Origin of the sequence: Microbacterium jejuense (assembly GCF_039544225.1) — a bacterium.
In the GTDB taxonomy this organism is placed as follows: domain Bacteria; phylum Actinomycetota; class Actinomycetes; order Actinomycetales; family Microbacteriaceae; genus Microbacterium; species Microbacterium jejuense.
This window is the reverse complement of sequence record NZ_BAABLG010000003.1, coordinates 263,962-277,868: the sequence shown is the minus strand read 5'-3', so window position 1 is coordinate 277,868 and position 13,907 is coordinate 263,962. Positions and strand designations below refer to the sequence as shown.

Here is a 13,907-nt window from a genome sequence, read left to right as displayed (position 1 = left end):
GGGGAGTCTTCGGAAGAACGCGGCGCGCGCTGTCATCAGGTGGGCACCGTCACTAGAACCGAACGGGTCAGGCCCGTCACAGCCGCAGTGAGAGGGGACGGATGCCGGGCCACCGGCATCCGTCAATGCAGGGTGGTACCGCGGTAGGCCTGGATCCACATCCAGACCGATCGTCCCGGCAGGAAGCACACGAGCGAGCACCTGCGAGAGATGATGACCTACCCCCGCCCCTCCGCCTTCGGCCCTGCCGCCGACGCGGCGCCAGATCCCGTCGTCCCCAGCCCGCGCTTCCCCGAGATCGAGCAGGAGACGCTCGCGTTCTGGGAGGCCGACCAGACCTTCCAGGCCTCCATCGCGCAGCGCGACGGCGCCGAGGAGTGGGTCTTCTACGACGGCCCGCCGTTCGCCAACGGCCTGCCGCACTACGGCCACCTGCTGACCGGGTACGCCAAGGACCTCTTCCCGCGATTCCAGACCATGCGGGGCAAGAAGGTCGACCGCGTGTTCGGCTGGGACACCCATGGCCTCCCGGCCGAGCTCGAGGCAATGAAGCAGCTCGGCATCACCGAGAAGAGCGAGATCGAGGCGATGGGCATCGCCACGTTCAACGCCAAGTCGCGGGAGTCCGTCCTCGCGTACACGCGCGAGTGGGAGGACTACGTCACCCGCCAGGCGCGCTGGGTCGACTTCGACCGCGGCTACAAGACGCTGGACCTCACCTACATGGAGTCCGTGCTGTGGGCGTTCAAGACGATCTACGACAAGGGCCTCGCGTATGAGGGGCACCGCGTGCTCCCGTACTGCTGGCGCGACGAGACGCCGCTGTCGGCGCACGAGCTGCGCATGGACGACGACGTCTACAAGATGCGTCAGGATCCGTCGGTCACGATCACGTTCCCGCTGGTCGGCGTCAAGGCCGAGGCGCTCGGGCTCACCGGCGTGCGCGCACTCGCGTGGACGACGACGCCCTGGACCCTCCCGACGAACCTCGCGCTCGCCGTCGGCCCCGACATCCGGTACGTCGTCGTGCCCGGTGGTCCGAACGGCGCCGCCGATGTGCCCGCGGGTGACGACCCCGAAGGCGCCACGGCGCATCGCTATCTCCTCGCCGAGGAGCTCCTCGCCGGCTACGCCAAGGACCTCGGGTACGACTCCGCCGAGGCCGCCCGCGAGGCCGTCGACCAGACGGTGCTCGGCGCCGAGCTGGAGGACGTCACCTACGACCGCCTGTTCGACTACTACGCCGACGCCTCGATCTGGAACACCGGCAGCGCGTGGCGCATCCTCGTGGACGACTACGTCACCACCGGCGACGGCACCGGCATCGTGCACCAGGCCCCGGCCTTCGGTGAGGACGACCAGCGGGTGACCGAGGCCGCCGGCATCCCGCTCATCATGAGCCTCGACGACGGCGGGCGCTTCCTGCCGCAGGTGACGGATGTCGCCGGCGAGCTGTGGATGGACGCCAACCGTCCGCTGATCCGCATGCTGAAGCAGGAGGGGCGGCTCCTGCGCGAGGCGAGCTACGAGCACTCGTACCCGCATTGCTGGCGCTGCCGGAACCCCCTCATCTACCGCGCGGTGTCGAGCTGGTTCGTGCGCGTCACCGACATCAAGGACCGCATGCTCGCGGGCAACGAGCAGATCACGTGGGTGCCCGAGAACGTCAAGCACGGCCAGTTCGGCAAGTGGCTCGAGGGCGCGCGCGACTGGTCGGTCAGCCGCAACCGCTACTGGGGCTCGCCCATCCCGGTGTGGAAGAGCGACGACCCCGAGCACCCGCGCATCGACGTGTACGGATCGCTGGAGGAGCTCGAGCGCGACTTCGGCCGTCTGCCGCGCAACGCCGAGGCCGAGGTGGACCTGCACCGGCCGTTCATCGACGACCTGACGCGGCCGAACCCCGACGACCCCACCGGCCGGTCGACGATGCGACGCATCGAGGACGTCTTCGACGTGTGGTTCGACTCGGGCTCGATGCCTTACGCACAGGTGCACTACCCGTTCGAGAATCGCGAGTGGTTCGACTCGCACTCGCCGGCGGACTTCATCGTCGAGTACATCGGTCAGACGCGCGGCTGGTTCTACCTCATGCACGTCCTGTCGACGGCGCTGTTCGACCGTCCGGCGTTCACCGCGGTGTCGGCGCACGGCATCGTGCTCGGCTCCGACGGGCTCAAGATGTCGAAGTCGCTGCGCAACTATCCGGACGTCAGCGAGGTCTTCGACCGCGACGGCTCCGACGCGATGCGCTGGTTCCTCATGTCGAGCTCGGTGCTGCGCGGCGGCAACCTGATCGTCACCGAAGAGGGCATCCGGGCCGGCGTGCGGGAGTTCCTGCTGCCGCTGTGGAATGCGTGGTACTTCTTCGCCACCTATGCCAACGCGGCCGGCGGCGCCGGCGGCGAGGGCTATCAGGCCTCGTGGCGCACGGACTCGACCGACCCGCTCGACAGGTACATCCTGGCGCTGGCGGGCGATCTCGTGCGCGACGTCGCCGCCGACCTCGACGTGCTCGACTCGACGCTGGCCGCGGCCAAGCTCCGCGACTTCGCCGAGGTGCTCACGAACTGGTACATCCGCCGCTCGCGCGACAGGTTCTGGGTGGGCGTGTCGGACGACCCTCGCAGCCGTGAGGCCTTCGACACGCTGTACACGGTGCTCGAGACGCTCACGCGCGTCGCCGCGCCGCTGATCCCGCTCGTGGCCGAGAAGGTCTGGCGCGGCCTCACCGGCGGCCGCAGCGTCCACCTGCAGGACTGGCCCGACGCCGCGCGGTTCCCCGAGGCCGCCGACATCCGCACGGCGATGGACACTGTCCGCGAGGTATCGAGCGTCGCGAACGCGCTGCGCAAGAAGGAGGGGCGTCGCGTCCGGCTCCCGCTGCCGCGGCTCACTGTCGCCGTCCCGGACGCCGCCGGCCTGGCGCAGTTCGACGGCATCCTCCGTGACGAGCTCAACGTGAAGTCTGTCGAGATGCTCGTGCTCGTCGACGACCTGTCGGCTCGCTACGGCATCAGCAAGCGTCTGAGCGTCAACGCGCGTGCTGCCGGGCCTCGTCTCGGCAAGCAGGTGCAGCACGTCATCGCCGGCGCGAAGTCGGGCGTGTGGGAGGAGCGCGACGGCGTCGTGGTCGTCGACGGCGTCGCCCTGCAGGAGGGCGAGTACGAGCTCACCCTCGAAGCGGGCGGCGTCGACGAGGGCACCGCGATCGCGCTGCTGGCCGACGGCGGGTTCGTCCTGCTCGACACCACCACGACCCCGGAGCTGGAGGCCGAGGGCCTCGCGCGCGACGTCATCCGCGCCGTCCAGGACACGCGCAAGGCCGCCGGCTTCGACGTCAGCGACCGGATCCGGCTGACGCTCGTGTTCGACGACGCCGCGGACGGCGACGCGGTGCAGTCCGCGTTCGAGGCCGCCGACGTCGCCGGCGAGACGCTCGCGGTCGAACACGCCGTGCTCGTCGCGCCGGATGCACTGGTCGACAGTCACGACCATCAGGTCACGTTCCCGGCGGGGACGTACGCCAACCGCGGCGAGTTCACGGTGGCAGTGTCGAAGGCGGAGGCCTCGGAATGAGCGATCGCGACCGTCGGCGTGCCGACGCCGTCTACGAGGCGCTGCTGCACCGGCAGGGCGAGCGCTGGGTGCAGCCGCGCGTGGAGCGCACGCGGCGGGTGCTGGAGCTTCTCGACGACCCGCAGCGGACGTACCGCGTGGTGCACGTGACCGGCACCAACGGCAAGACCTCCACCAGCCGGATGATCGAGAGCCTCGTGCGCGCGCACGGCCTGCGCACCGGCCTGTTCACGAGTCCTCACCTCGAGCGTTTCACCGAGCGCATCACGGTCGACGGCGAGCCCATCGACGACGCCGCGATCGCCGACGCGTGGGATGAGATCGTCCCCTTCGTGGGGATCGTGGATGCCGAGCTCGAGGCCGCCGGCGACGCGCCACTGACCTTCTTCGAGCTGTTGACGGTGCTCGCCTTCGTGGCGTTCGCCGACGCGCCGATCGACGTCCTGGTGCTCGAGGTCGGCATGGGCGGCGCGTGGGACTCCACGAACACCGCGGACGGCGACGTGGCGGTGTTCGCACCGATCGATGTCGACCACGCCGACCGTCTGGGCGAGACGATCGGCGCGATCGCCACCGTCAAGGCGGGCATCATCAAGGACGGCGCCGCGGTCGTCTCGGCCCGGCAGGATGCCGCGGCCGAGCGCGTGCTGCGCGCGGCGGCGGAGGCCCGCGGTGCGACGATCGCGTTCGAGGGTGCCGAGTTCGCGCTCGCCGAGCAGCGTCTGGCCGTCGGCGGTCAGCAGCTCACCGTGCGTGGTCTCGCGGGCACGTATCAGGACGAGTACCTGCCGCTGTACGGCGCGCACCAGGGCTTCAACGCCGCCCTCGCGATCGCCGCGGTCGAGTCCCTCGTCGGCGGCGGCCTGCAGCCGATCGCCGGCGACATCCTGGCCGAAGGACTGGGCGGCGTGACGTCGCCGGGTCGCCTGCAGCTGGTCGGCGCGTCGCCGACGGTGCTCGTCGACGCCGCGCACAACCCCCACGGCGCCCGAGCGCTGGTGACCGCGCTGCGCGAGTCGTTCGACTTCGACGAGTGGGGGATCGTGCTGGGCGTGCTGTCCGACAAGGACGCCGCCGGCATCGTCGACGCCCTCGCACCGGTGGCGGCCCAGGTGTTCGCCACGGCGCCGGACTCCGAGCGTGCCGAGGACGCCGACGCGATCGCGGACCTCGCCGAGGCGCACGACCTGCGCGTCTCGGTGCACCGCGATCTCGCCGACGCCGCGGAGGCCGCTCGCACGTGGGCCGCGGCATCCGATCGACGCGCCGTCGTCATCGCGGGGTCGGTCGTCCTCGCCGGCGAAGCGCTCGCGCTGTCGGCCGCCGAGGACTGGAAGGCCGGGTGGAGCGCGTGAGCGCGTCCGAGCCGACCGGTGCGCCGGAGGCCGTGCCACCGCAGAGGCTGCGCCGCGCACGCGGCGCCGAGGAGTCGCTGGCGACCATCGTGCTGGGCTTCGAGTCGATCGTCGCGTTCCTCGGCGGGCTCGTCGTCTACGGCCTGAAGGCGCTGCCGGCGAGCATCCCGCCGTGGTGGGGGATCGTCGCGGGCACGGTCGTCGCGCTGCTGATGATCGCGACGACGCGCGTGACGCGGTATCGGTGGGGGATCATCCTCGGCTGGGCGCTGCAGGTCGTGGTGCTGCTCGGAGCATTCCTGGTGCCCGCACTCGCGATCGTGGCGGTCATTTTCGGCGTCATGTACGGGTATGCCACCATCAAGGGTGCCGCTCTCGACAGGCGCAACGCCCGACTCGCGGCCAATCAGCCGGAGTAGCGCAGCCCGCCCGAGCAGCCGCCCTCCCCAGAAGAAGTCCGATCCGAACGGAGACTCCCATGGCCACCGAAGAGACCCTCGTCCTCGTCAAGCCCGACGGTGTCGCACGCGGCCTCACCGGCGCGATCCTCGCCCGCATCGAGGCGAAGGGATATGCCCTCGTCGACATCCGTCTCGTCGAGCCCGACCGTGAAACGCTGGAGCGCCACTACGCCGAGCACGAGGGCAAGCCGTTCTACGAGCCGCTCCTCGAGTTCATGATGTCAGGCCCGTCGGTCGCGATCCGCCTGGCGGGCAACCGCGTGATCGAGGGCTTCCGCTCGCTCGCGGGCACGACCGACCCCACGACGGCCGCGCCCGGCACGATCCGCGGCGACTTCGGCCGCGACTGGGGTCTGAAGGTCCAGCAGAACCTGGTGCACGGCTCCGACAGCCCCGAGTCGGCCGCACGCGAGCTCGACATCTGGTTCTGACCCGGGAACGGAGGACGCGGGCGCACTCGGATGAGTACGCCCGCGTCCTGCGTATCGGCGGTGGAGTGTGTCAGAACAGGGTCGCGAGGATGTTCAGCTGCAGCTGCGCCGCACCGAAGATGATCACGTAGCCGGCGATCACGATGAGGGGCACCCAGCCCGCGATCGCGTCGCCGAAGCGGCGCAGCGCGTCGCCCGCGAGCCCCGCGCGCAGGTTCCGCACCGTGACCATGACGAACATCGGGATCGTCACGACGTAGACCAGCGAGCACCACGGGCACAGCGTGCCGATGTCGAAGATGCTCTGGAACGCGAGCCAGAACACGAACGAGACGGCGAACAGCATGCCGGCGTTGAAGATCCACCAGAACCAGGCGGCGAAGCGCGCCCGGGCGATGAGCGCGAAACCGACGACCACGGGCGCCGGGAAGGTCATGAGCCCGAGGATCGGGTTGGGGAACCCGAAGACGCTGCCCTGCCAGGAGTCGATGTTCTTGCCGCAGTTGACCACCGCGTTGACGTTGCAGCTGAGCGCGGCGTCGGGATTCTTCAGCAGGTTGATGTCGTCCATCGTCAGCGCGAACGACGCCAGCAGGCCCAGCAGCCCGCCGACGATCAGCACGACGGCCAGAGCGTAGGGCGTCCGCGCCTCCGGGCGCTCGGCGGGGATAGTCACCATGCTCGGATTATGGCATCGACGCCTTGGCGGATGCTTCGCCGGACGCCGTGTGAAACCCGCGGCGCGGCGCGAATGGGCATTCTGCCGGGGGAAGTGCGATAATAGGCCTCGATGACGAGCGGCCGCGCCGCGACGAGCATCACCAGAAGACTTCAGGGCGACGAATGCCCTTGGCAGCGCGAGCATCCGCCTAGCGCCGGACCTCCGCTGCAGACCGAGTGAGTTCGCGGCACCGCCCCGCCAGAGGGCATGGGCGGCGCCGCACGAGATTTCGCCGGGCGACGCGCGGTGTCGTCCCGCTAGGAGTACGCCAGTGATGGCTGATGGAACCGATGCAGAATTCACCCCTCAGACCGATGCGGACGCTCCGCTAGACGCGGACGCCGCGTCGCAGGCTTCCGCCGAGGCGGCGCCGGTCGACGAGACCGTCGCCGAGTCTGCTCCTGAGGAGGTCGCGGTGGATGCCGCACCCGACGACGCGGCTCCGGCCGAGGCCGACGGCGACGCGGGGGAGACGACCGAGGACGCGGAAGCCACTGCCACCGCTGAGTCCGAGACCGTCGAGTCTGAGACCGAGGACGCGGTCGAGCCGGAGGCAGCCGAGACCGACGCTGCCGCCGAGCCCGAGACCGAGACGGCCCCTGAGGCTTCCGTTGCGGAGCCCGAGACCCCGGAAGAGCCCGTCGGCCCCACCACGGCCGTGAGCCTGGGACTGCTGCCCGAGGTCTTCGTGTCGGCCGTGTCGACCGACCTCCACTTCTACGCCCCGGCGATCGCGCTCCTTCCGGCTCGCCCGGGCCGCGAGCCGCAGCCCGAGCCCGAGGCCGCCACGTCGAGCACTTCCCGTCGCCGCAACCGCCGTCGCGGAGGAGAGGGGCGGGACGAGGCATCCACCCCGTCCGAGCCGTCGCAGCCGCGCCAGCGCGCGGTCGAGCTCATCACCGAGCCGCAGCGCATCAAGGGCTCCACCCGCCTCGAAGCCAAGAAGCAGCGCCGCCGCGACGGCCGCGAGGCGGGCCGCCGCCGCGCCGTCGTCACCGAGGCCGAGTTCCTCGCGCGCCGCGAGGCCGTCGACCGCGACATGATCGTGCGCTCGCGCAACGGCCGCATCCAGATCGCCGTGCTCGAAGACAACGTGCTCGTCGAGCACTACGTCGCGCGCAACCAGGACGCGTCGCTGATCGGCAACGTGTACCTCGGCCGCGTGCAGAACGTGCTGCCCAGCATGGAGGCGGCCTTCGTCGACATCGGCCGCGGCCGCAACGCCGTGCTGTACTCGGGCGAGGTGGACTGGGATGCCGTCGAGACGGGCAACCAGCCGCGCCGCATCGAGCTCGCGCTCAAGACCGGCGACCGCGTGCTCGTGCAGGTCACGAAGGACCCGGTGGGTCACAAGGGCGCGCGCCTGACCAGCCAGATCTCGCTCCCCGGCCGCTACCTCGTGTACGTGCCCGGCGGCAACATGAACGGCATCTCGCGCAAGCTCCCCGACACCGAGCGCGCGCGCCTGAAGAAGATCCTCAAGGAGGTGCTCCCCGAGTCGTCGGGCGTGATCGTGCGCACCGCCGCCGAGGGCGCCACCGAGGACCAGCTGACCCGCGACGTGCAGCGCCTCACCAATCAGTGGGAGCACATCTCGAAGCAGATCGAGACGATCCAGGCGCCCGCGCTGCTGCACTCCGAGCCGGACCTGCTCGTCAAGATCGTCCGCGACGTCTTCAACGAGGACTTCTCGAAGATGCTCATCCAGGGCGAGGACGCGCACCACACGATCTCGAAGTACCTCGAGTCCGTCGCGCCCGACCTGCTGGAGCGCGTCGAGCGCTTCGAGGGCGACCACGACCCGTTCGACGAGTTCCGCGTCACGGAGCAGATCGAGAAGGCGCTGGACCGCAAGGTGTGGCTGCCCTCGGGCGGCTCGCTGGTCATCGACCGCACCGAGGCCATGACTGTCGTCGACGTCAACACCGGCAAGTTCGTCGGCTCGGGCGGCAACCTCGAAGAGACAGTCACCAAGAACAACCTCGAGGCCGCGGAGGAGATCGTCCGGCAGCTGCGCCTGCGTGACATCGGCGGCATCATCGTCGTCGACTTCATCGACATGGTCCTTGAGTCCAACCGCGACCTCGTGCTGCGCCGCCTCGTCGAGTGCCTGAGCCGCGACCGCACGAAGCACCAGGTCGCCGAGGTGACGTCGCTGGGCCTCGTCCAGATGACGCGCAAGAAGCTCGGCCTCGGCCTGCTCGAGACCTTCAGCGAGCCGTGCGAGGTCTGCGCGGGCCGCGGGCTCATCGTCCACCACGACCCGGTGGTCAAGCACCGCGCACCGGGTGCCGGCGCCCAGCCCTCGAGCGGCGGGCGTCGCCCGCGCGGTGGCAGCAGCGGCGGCGCAAGCAGCACCCCACCGGCATCGAACGGCTCGACGGGCACGCACGTCATCACCGAGGGCATGAAGTCCGCACTCGCCCAGATCGCGGCATCCACGATCCACCACACCGACGAGGCCGGCGCGGCCGCCCCCGTGGTGGAGGAGGCTCCGGTGGAACGGCCCAAGAAGCGCAAGAAGCGCTCGGAGTCGAGGGCGAAGCAGCCTGTGGCCAAGAAGGAGCCGAAGACCGAGAAGGACATGCTCCTGGACTCGGTGCTCAACGCCCTTCCTGAGCCGAAGGCGCCCGGTCAAGGACGCTCGCGTCGCCGGGTGACGACGGCGGCGCTCACCGGCACGCCGGTGCCGCACACGCCCACCGAGGACTGATCCCGTCACTCACCATCCCCAGAGAGGGACTGTCGCCTCGGGTCCTCCGGTCGCTAATCTTGGCCGCGGGGACCTGGGGAGGCGCCATGGCGCGCTACGTGTTCGTGACGTGGGATGGTGGCGGCAATCGCATGCCGACCATCGCGATCGCGCGCGCCCTGCAGCAGCGCGGCCACGACGTGCGGGTGCTCGGCCACGACTCGCAGGCCGACGACTACCGCGGCGCCGGTCTGGAGTTCACGGCATACGCCAGCGCACCGGGATTCGTGCTGGAGTCGGGACCGCGGGGGCTGATGCGGCTGGTCTTCGACCGCGGCATGGCCGACGACACCGTCGCGCTGCTCGTGGAGCACCCGGCCGACGTGGTCGTGGTCGACTGCCTGCTGGTGAGTGTGCTCGACACCCTGGACCGCATGGGTCGTCGCTACGCCGTGCTCGAGCACACGCTGCACAATTTCCTCGCTTCCGGCATGCGGGCGCTGGGGACGATCGGCTGGGCCCGCGGTGTGAGGGTCGGTGCGGCGAGGGCGCACGCGATGCCGATCGTGGTGGCCTCCGTTCCGGGCCTGGTCGCGCCCTTCGCGCCGCAGCCCGCGCTGTCTGCGCATCCGGGGACCGTCGTCTACGCCGGAGCGATGTCGACGGCCGTGGCCGCGCATCCGACCGAGCCCACTGTCGTGCTGAGCCTGAGCACCTTCCGCTTCCCCGACCTCGTGGCGACCTGGCAGCGTGTGCTGGATGCCGCCGACACCCTGGACGCGCACGTCGTCGCCACCCTCGGACCCGCGGTGTCACAGGCCGAGCTGAGGATTCCCCCCGGCATCGACGTGCGGGACTGGATGCCGCACCACGAGCTGTTCCCGTCGGCCTCGCTCGTCGTCGGCCACGGCGGGCACGGCACCACGCTGGCGGCGCTCGCCCACGGCGTCCCCGTCCTCGCGCTGCCGCTGGACGGCGCATCCGACCAGCCGCGGGTGGGGCGCGCGATCACGCGGGCCGGCGTCGGTACGACGATGTCGCGTCGGTCGGACCCCGATGCGATCCGCGCGGCGATCCTGGCTCTGCTGGCCGACCGCGTCGTGCACGAGCGCGCCCAGCGGCTGGGGGAGGCCGTGCGCGCCCTGGACGGACCGGCTCGGGCCGCCGAGGTGCTGGAGATCTCTGCAGCCGCGTGAGCCGCTGTCAGCGCCGGTCGCGGGCTCGCACCCGCAACCCGGAGGCGATGAGCCGGCGCACCAGCTCATGACCGTCGACGTGCACGGCGCCGGCGGCGATCAGCCGGGCGTGCGCCTCTTCGGGGACGTCGTAGTGGTCGAGGTCGAAACCGCGCGCCGGGATACCGTTCGCCGACGCGAACGCGTGCAGCTCGGCGATCGACTCGTCGCTCACGAGGTGCGCCCACAGTCGCCCGTGTGCGGGCCAGCGGGGATCGTCGATCAGGATCGTCACGTGCAGATACTATTCATGGGATGCGGCGACACGGTGCCGCATGCTTTCGCGGAGCGTTCCGGCATCTGGTAAAGTAGACCCTTGGTGCGTCGAGATATCCGCACCAAGTCTTTGTTGACGTCCTGAGCGCGTGCGCGTGCTCCCAGAAGAAACAGGTGTGAAGTGGTTTACGCAGTTGTGCGCGCCGGCGGCCGGCAGGAGAAGGTCGAGGTCGGCACGATCGTCGTTCTCGACCGCCAGGCCGCGAAGGTCGGCGACAAGATCGAGCTCCCCGCGGTGCTCTTCGTCGACGGCGACGCCGTGACGACCGATGCTGAGAAGCTCGCGAAGGTCACCGTGACCGCCGAGGTGCTCGGTGAGGAGCGCGGCCCGAAGATCGTGATCCAGAAGTTCAAGAACAAGACCGGCTACAAGAAGCGCCAGGGGCACCGTCAGGACCTCACGCGCGTCAAGGTCACCGGCATCAAGTAAGCCACAGGAGACGCAGAGATGGCACACAAAAAGGGCGCAAGCTCCACCCGCAACGGTCGTGACTCCAACGCTCAGCGCCTCGGCGTGAAGCGCTTCGGCGGCCAGGCCGTCAACGCCGGCGAGATCATCGTCCGCCAGCGCGGCACCCACTTCCACCCGGGCGCCAACGTCGGCCGCGGTGGCGACGACACGCTGTTCGCGCTGGCCGCGGGCTCGGTCGAGTTCGGCCACAAGGGCGGCCGCAAGGTCGTCAACATCGTGGCGGCGGCGGAGTAATCCACCGGCTTACACACTTCGAGGAGGGGGCGGGCTTCGGCTCGCCCCTTCCCTTTACTCTGGGGAGCACCCAGGCCTGAGGGGGACCGCATGGTCACGTTCGTCGATCGCGTGACGCTGCATCTGAGCGCCGGCAAGGGCGGCAACGGCTGCGTGTCGGTCAAGCGTGAGAAGTTCAAGCCGCTCGCCGGCCCTGACGGCGGCAACGGCGGTCACGGCGGCGACGTCGTGCTCGTCGCCGACCCGCAGGTGACCACGCTCCTCTCGTACCACCACTCGCCGCACCGCTCGGCGGGCAACGGCGGCTTCGGCATGGGAGACCATCGCTCCGGTGCCGCAGGGGAGTCCCTCGAGCTCCCGGTGCCGGTCGGCACTGTCGTGAAGGACGCCTCGGGCGAGACTGTCGTCGACATGCTCGAACCCGGCATGCGGTTCGTCGCCGCTCCCGGCGGGCTCGGCGGGCTCGGCAACGCCGCGCTGGCGACCCCGAAGCGCAAGGCCCCTGGCTTCGCGCTGCTCGGCACCCCCGGCTGGACCGGAGACGTCTTCCTCGAGCTCAAGACGGTCGCCGACGTCGCGCTGGTGGGCTACCCGTCGGCGGGCAAGTCCAGCCTGATCGCCGCGATCTCTGCCGCGCGCCCGAAGATCGCGGACTACCCGTTCACGACGCTGCACCCGAATCTCGGTGTCGTGCAGGCCGGCGAAGTGCGGTTCACCGTCGCCGACGTCCCCGGCCTCATCGAGGGCGCGAGCGAAGGCAAGGGCCTCGGCCTGGAGTTCCTGCGCCACGTCGAGCGCTGCACGGCACTCGTGCACGTGCTCGACTGCGCGACACTCGAACCCGGGCGCGACCCGCTGAGCGACCTCGACGTGATCCTCGCCGAGCTCGCCGCGTACCCCGTCCCCGAGGGCCAGCTGCCGCTGCTCGAGCGGCCGCAGCTCGTCGCGCTGAACAAGGTCGACGTGCCGGAGGCCAAGGACCTGGCCGATCTCGTGCGACCCGATCTCGAAGAGCGCGGCTTCCGCGTGTTCGAGATCTCGACGGTCAGCCATGAGGGACTGCGCCAGCTCACCTTCGCGCTCGGCGACATCGTGGCCACGCACCGTGTGGAGCAGGCCGCGGCCCCGCAGCCCGAGCGCGTCGTGATCCGCCCGAAGGGTGCTGACAAGGAGTTCAGCATCCGCGTCGAGGGCGGCACCTACGGCAACGTGTACCGCATCCTCGGCGACAAGCCGCTCAAGTGGGTGCAGCAGACCGACTTCCAGAACGAAGAGGCCGTCGGCTATCTCGGCGACCGCCTCGAGAAGCTCGGCGTCGAGAACGAGCTCTACCGTGCCGGAGCCGTGCCCGGGGCGACGGTGGTCATCGGCGAGGGCGACGGCATCGTCTTCGACTGGGAGCCGTCGGTCTCGTCGACTGCCGAGCTCATGACCGCACCGCGCGGCACCGACCCGCGTCTGCTGCGCAGCACGCGCCGTACGACATCCGAGCGCCGCGACATGTACCACGACATGATGGACGCCAAGGCTGAGGCCCGTGCCGAGCTCGAAGCCGAACGTCTCGCTGAGCGCGGCCCGAACCCCTGGGACGACGAGGAAGACGAGTGAGCGTGCTCGACCGCGGTGACATCGCCACCGCCCGTCGCGTCGTCGTGAAGGTCGGGTCCTCGTCGATCAGCGGCGACAACGCCCACAAGATCCGCCCGCTCGTGGACGCGCTGGCCGCGGCGCACGGGCGCGGCGTCGAGATCGTGCTCGTCTCGTCCGGCGCCATCGCGACCGGCATGCCGTATCTGCTGCTCGACGAGCGGCCGAGCGACCTCGCGACCCAGCAGGCCGCCGCGGCGGTGGGCCAGAACATCCTGATCTACCGCTACCAGGAGGCGCTGCGTCCGTTCCGGATCGTCGCCGGGCAGGTGCTCCTGACCGCCGGCGACCTCGAGAACGCGACCCACCGCGAGAATGCGCGACGGGCCATGGAGCGTCTGCTGGGCCTTCGGATCCTGCCGGTCGTCAACGAGAACGACACCGTCGCCACGCACGAGATCCGCTTCGGCGACAACGACCGGCTGGCGGCGCTCGTCGCCCAGTTGATCGGCGCCGACGCGCTCGTGCTGCTCAGCGACATCGAGTGCCTGTACACGCGTCCGCCGGACGAGCCCGGCGCGCTGCCCATTCCGCACGTGGCATACGGCGATGATCTGCACGGGTTCGAGTTCGGATCCGTGGTCGTCAACAGCGTCGGCACCGGGGGAGCGGCGACCAAGGTCTCGGCGGCGCGTCTGGCGGCGGCATCCGGGATCGGAGTCCTCGTGACGAGTGCCGATCTTGTCGGCGAGGCGCTCGCAGGCGACGACATCGGCACCTGGTTCGCCCCCAACCCCGCGCCTGCGGCGTCGCCCTTCACGGGGGCCGTGCGCACCGGCTGAACACCCGTCGGCCGTCCTAGAC

At 70.3% G+C, this 13,907-nt stretch carries 12 protein-coding genes; 10 read left to right on the top strand and 2 right to left on the bottom strand.

The window, feature by feature from the left end:
• The first annotated feature begins 213 nt into the window (after window positions 1-213).
• Genes ileS through ndk form a run of 4 tightly spaced genes read left to right on the top strand, consistent with a single transcriptional unit; the run spans window position 214 to window position 5,826 of the window.
• Complete coding sequence (gene ileS / locus ABEA46_RS05565; RefSeq protein ID WP_345543377.1) at window positions 214-3,579, top strand: isoleucine--tRNA ligase; 3,366 nt, start codon at window positions 214-216, stop codon at window positions 3,577-3,579.
• A complete protein-coding gene (locus ABEA46_RS05560; RefSeq protein WP_345543376.1) occupies window positions 3,576-4,934 on the top strand; it encodes a bifunctional folylpolyglutamate synthase/dihydrofolate synthase in 1,359 nt (452 codons plus the stop codon). Before ileS ends, ABEA46_RS05560 begins: the two co-directional genes overlap by 4 nt.
• Window positions 4,931-5,353: a DUF4233 domain-containing protein gene (locus ABEA46_RS05555; RefSeq protein ID WP_345543375.1), complete on the top strand. Its 423-nt coding sequence runs from the start codon at window positions 4,931-4,933 to the stop codon at window positions 5,351-5,353. The genes ABEA46_RS05560 and ABEA46_RS05555 overlap by 4 nt, the downstream gene beginning before the upstream one ends.
• A 59-nt stretch (window positions 5,354-5,412) precedes the next feature.
• On the top strand, window positions 5,413-5,826 hold the full coding sequence (gene ndk, locus ABEA46_RS05550; protein ID WP_345543374.1) for a nucleoside-diphosphate kinase: 414 nt from the start codon (window positions 5,413-5,415) through the stop codon (window positions 5,824-5,826).
• Window positions 5,827-5,896: 70 nt separating this feature from the next.
• On the opposite strand, the gene ABEA46_RS05545 is transcribed toward ndk, so the two are convergent.
• Complete coding sequence (locus tag ABEA46_RS05545) at window positions 5,897-6,505, bottom strand: vitamin K epoxide reductase family protein (RefSeq protein ID WP_345543373.1); 609 nt, start codon at window positions 6,503-6,505, stop codon at window positions 5,897-5,899.
• Between the two features lie 316 nt (window positions 6,506-6,821).
• Here ABEA46_RS05545 and ABEA46_RS05540 point away from each other — a divergent pair, with 316 nt between their 5' ends.
• Both ABEA46_RS05540 and ABEA46_RS05535 read left to right on the top strand, forming a co-directional pair.
• Window positions 6,822-9,260, top strand: a complete 2,439-nt coding sequence (locus ABEA46_RS05540; RefSeq protein ID WP_345543372.1) for an Rne/Rng family ribonuclease — start codon at window positions 6,822-6,824, stop codon at window positions 9,258-9,260.
• 86 nt (window positions 9,261-9,346) lie between these two features.
• Entirely contained in the window at window positions 9,347-10,435 is a 1,089-nt protein-coding gene (locus tag ABEA46_RS05535) for a glycosyltransferase (protein ID WP_345543371.1), read from the top strand.
• A 7-nt stretch (window positions 10,436-10,442) separates the two neighbouring features.
• Here ABEA46_RS05535 and ABEA46_RS05530 read toward each other — a convergent pair whose 3' ends face one another.
• A complete protein-coding gene (locus tag ABEA46_RS05530) occupies window positions 10,443-10,709 on the bottom strand; it encodes a DUF4031 domain-containing protein (RefSeq protein ID WP_345543370.1) in 267 nt (88 codons plus the stop codon).
• 162 nt (window positions 10,710-10,871) lie between these two features.
• On the opposite strand from ABEA46_RS05530, the gene rplU reads away from it, so the two are divergent.
• From rplU to proB, 4 genes are all read left to right on the top strand, one after another.
• Window positions 10,872-11,180 (top strand): 50S ribosomal protein L21, encoded by a 309-nt coding sequence (rplU, locus tag ABEA46_RS05525; protein WP_026305464.1) that lies wholly within the window; start codon window positions 10,872-10,874, stop codon window positions 11,178-11,180.
• Window positions 11,181-11,198: 18 nt separating this feature from the next.
• Window positions 11,199-11,456 (top strand): 50S ribosomal protein L27, encoded by a 258-nt coding sequence (rpmA, locus tag ABEA46_RS05520; protein WP_345543369.1) that lies wholly within the window; start codon window positions 11,199-11,201, stop codon window positions 11,454-11,456.
• A 90-nt stretch (window positions 11,457-11,546) separates the two neighbouring features.
• A complete protein-coding gene (gene obgE, locus ABEA46_RS05515) occupies window positions 11,547-13,064 on the top strand; it encodes a GTPase ObgE (RefSeq protein WP_345543368.1) in 1,518 nt (505 codons plus the stop codon).
• Window positions 13,061-13,885: a glutamate 5-kinase gene (gene proB, locus ABEA46_RS05510; protein WP_345543367.1), complete on the top strand. Its 825-nt coding sequence runs from the start codon at window positions 13,061-13,063 to the stop codon at window positions 13,883-13,885. The genes obgE and proB overlap by 4 nt, the downstream gene beginning before the upstream one ends.
• Window positions 13,886-13,907 lie beyond the last annotated feature (22 nt).

Excerpts from the sequence above, each read along its gene's own strand:
- ABEA46_RS05535 (WP_345543371.1), top strand. The coding sequence starts at position 9,347 with ATGGCGCGCTACGTGTTCGTGACGTGGGATGGTGGCGGCAATCGCATG.
- obgE (WP_345543368.1), top strand. The coding sequence starts at position 11,547 with ATGGTCACGTTCGTCGATCGCGTGACGCTGCATCTGAGCGCCGGCAAG.
- rpmA (WP_345543369.1), top strand. The coding sequence starts at position 11,199 with ATGGCACACAAAAAGGGCGCAAGCTCCACCCGCAACGGTCGTGACTCC.
- ABEA46_RS05540 (WP_345543372.1), top strand. The coding sequence starts at position 6,822 with ATGGCTGATGGAACCGATGCAGAATTCACCCCTCAGACCGATGCGGAC.
- ABEA46_RS05545 (WP_345543373.1), bottom strand. The coding sequence starts at position 6,505 with ATGGTGACTATCCCCGCCGAGCGCCCGGAGGCGCGGACGCCCTACGCT.
- ileS (WP_345543377.1), top strand. The coding sequence starts at position 214 with ATGACCTACCCCCGCCCCTCCGCCTTCGGCCCTGCCGCCGACGCGGCG.
- ndk (WP_345543374.1), top strand. The coding sequence starts at position 5,413 with ATGGCCACCGAAGAGACCCTCGTCCTCGTCAAGCCCGACGGTGTCGCA.
- ABEA46_RS05560 (WP_345543376.1), top strand. The coding sequence starts at position 3,576 with ATGAGCGATCGCGACCGTCGGCGTGCCGACGCCGTCTACGAGGCGCTG.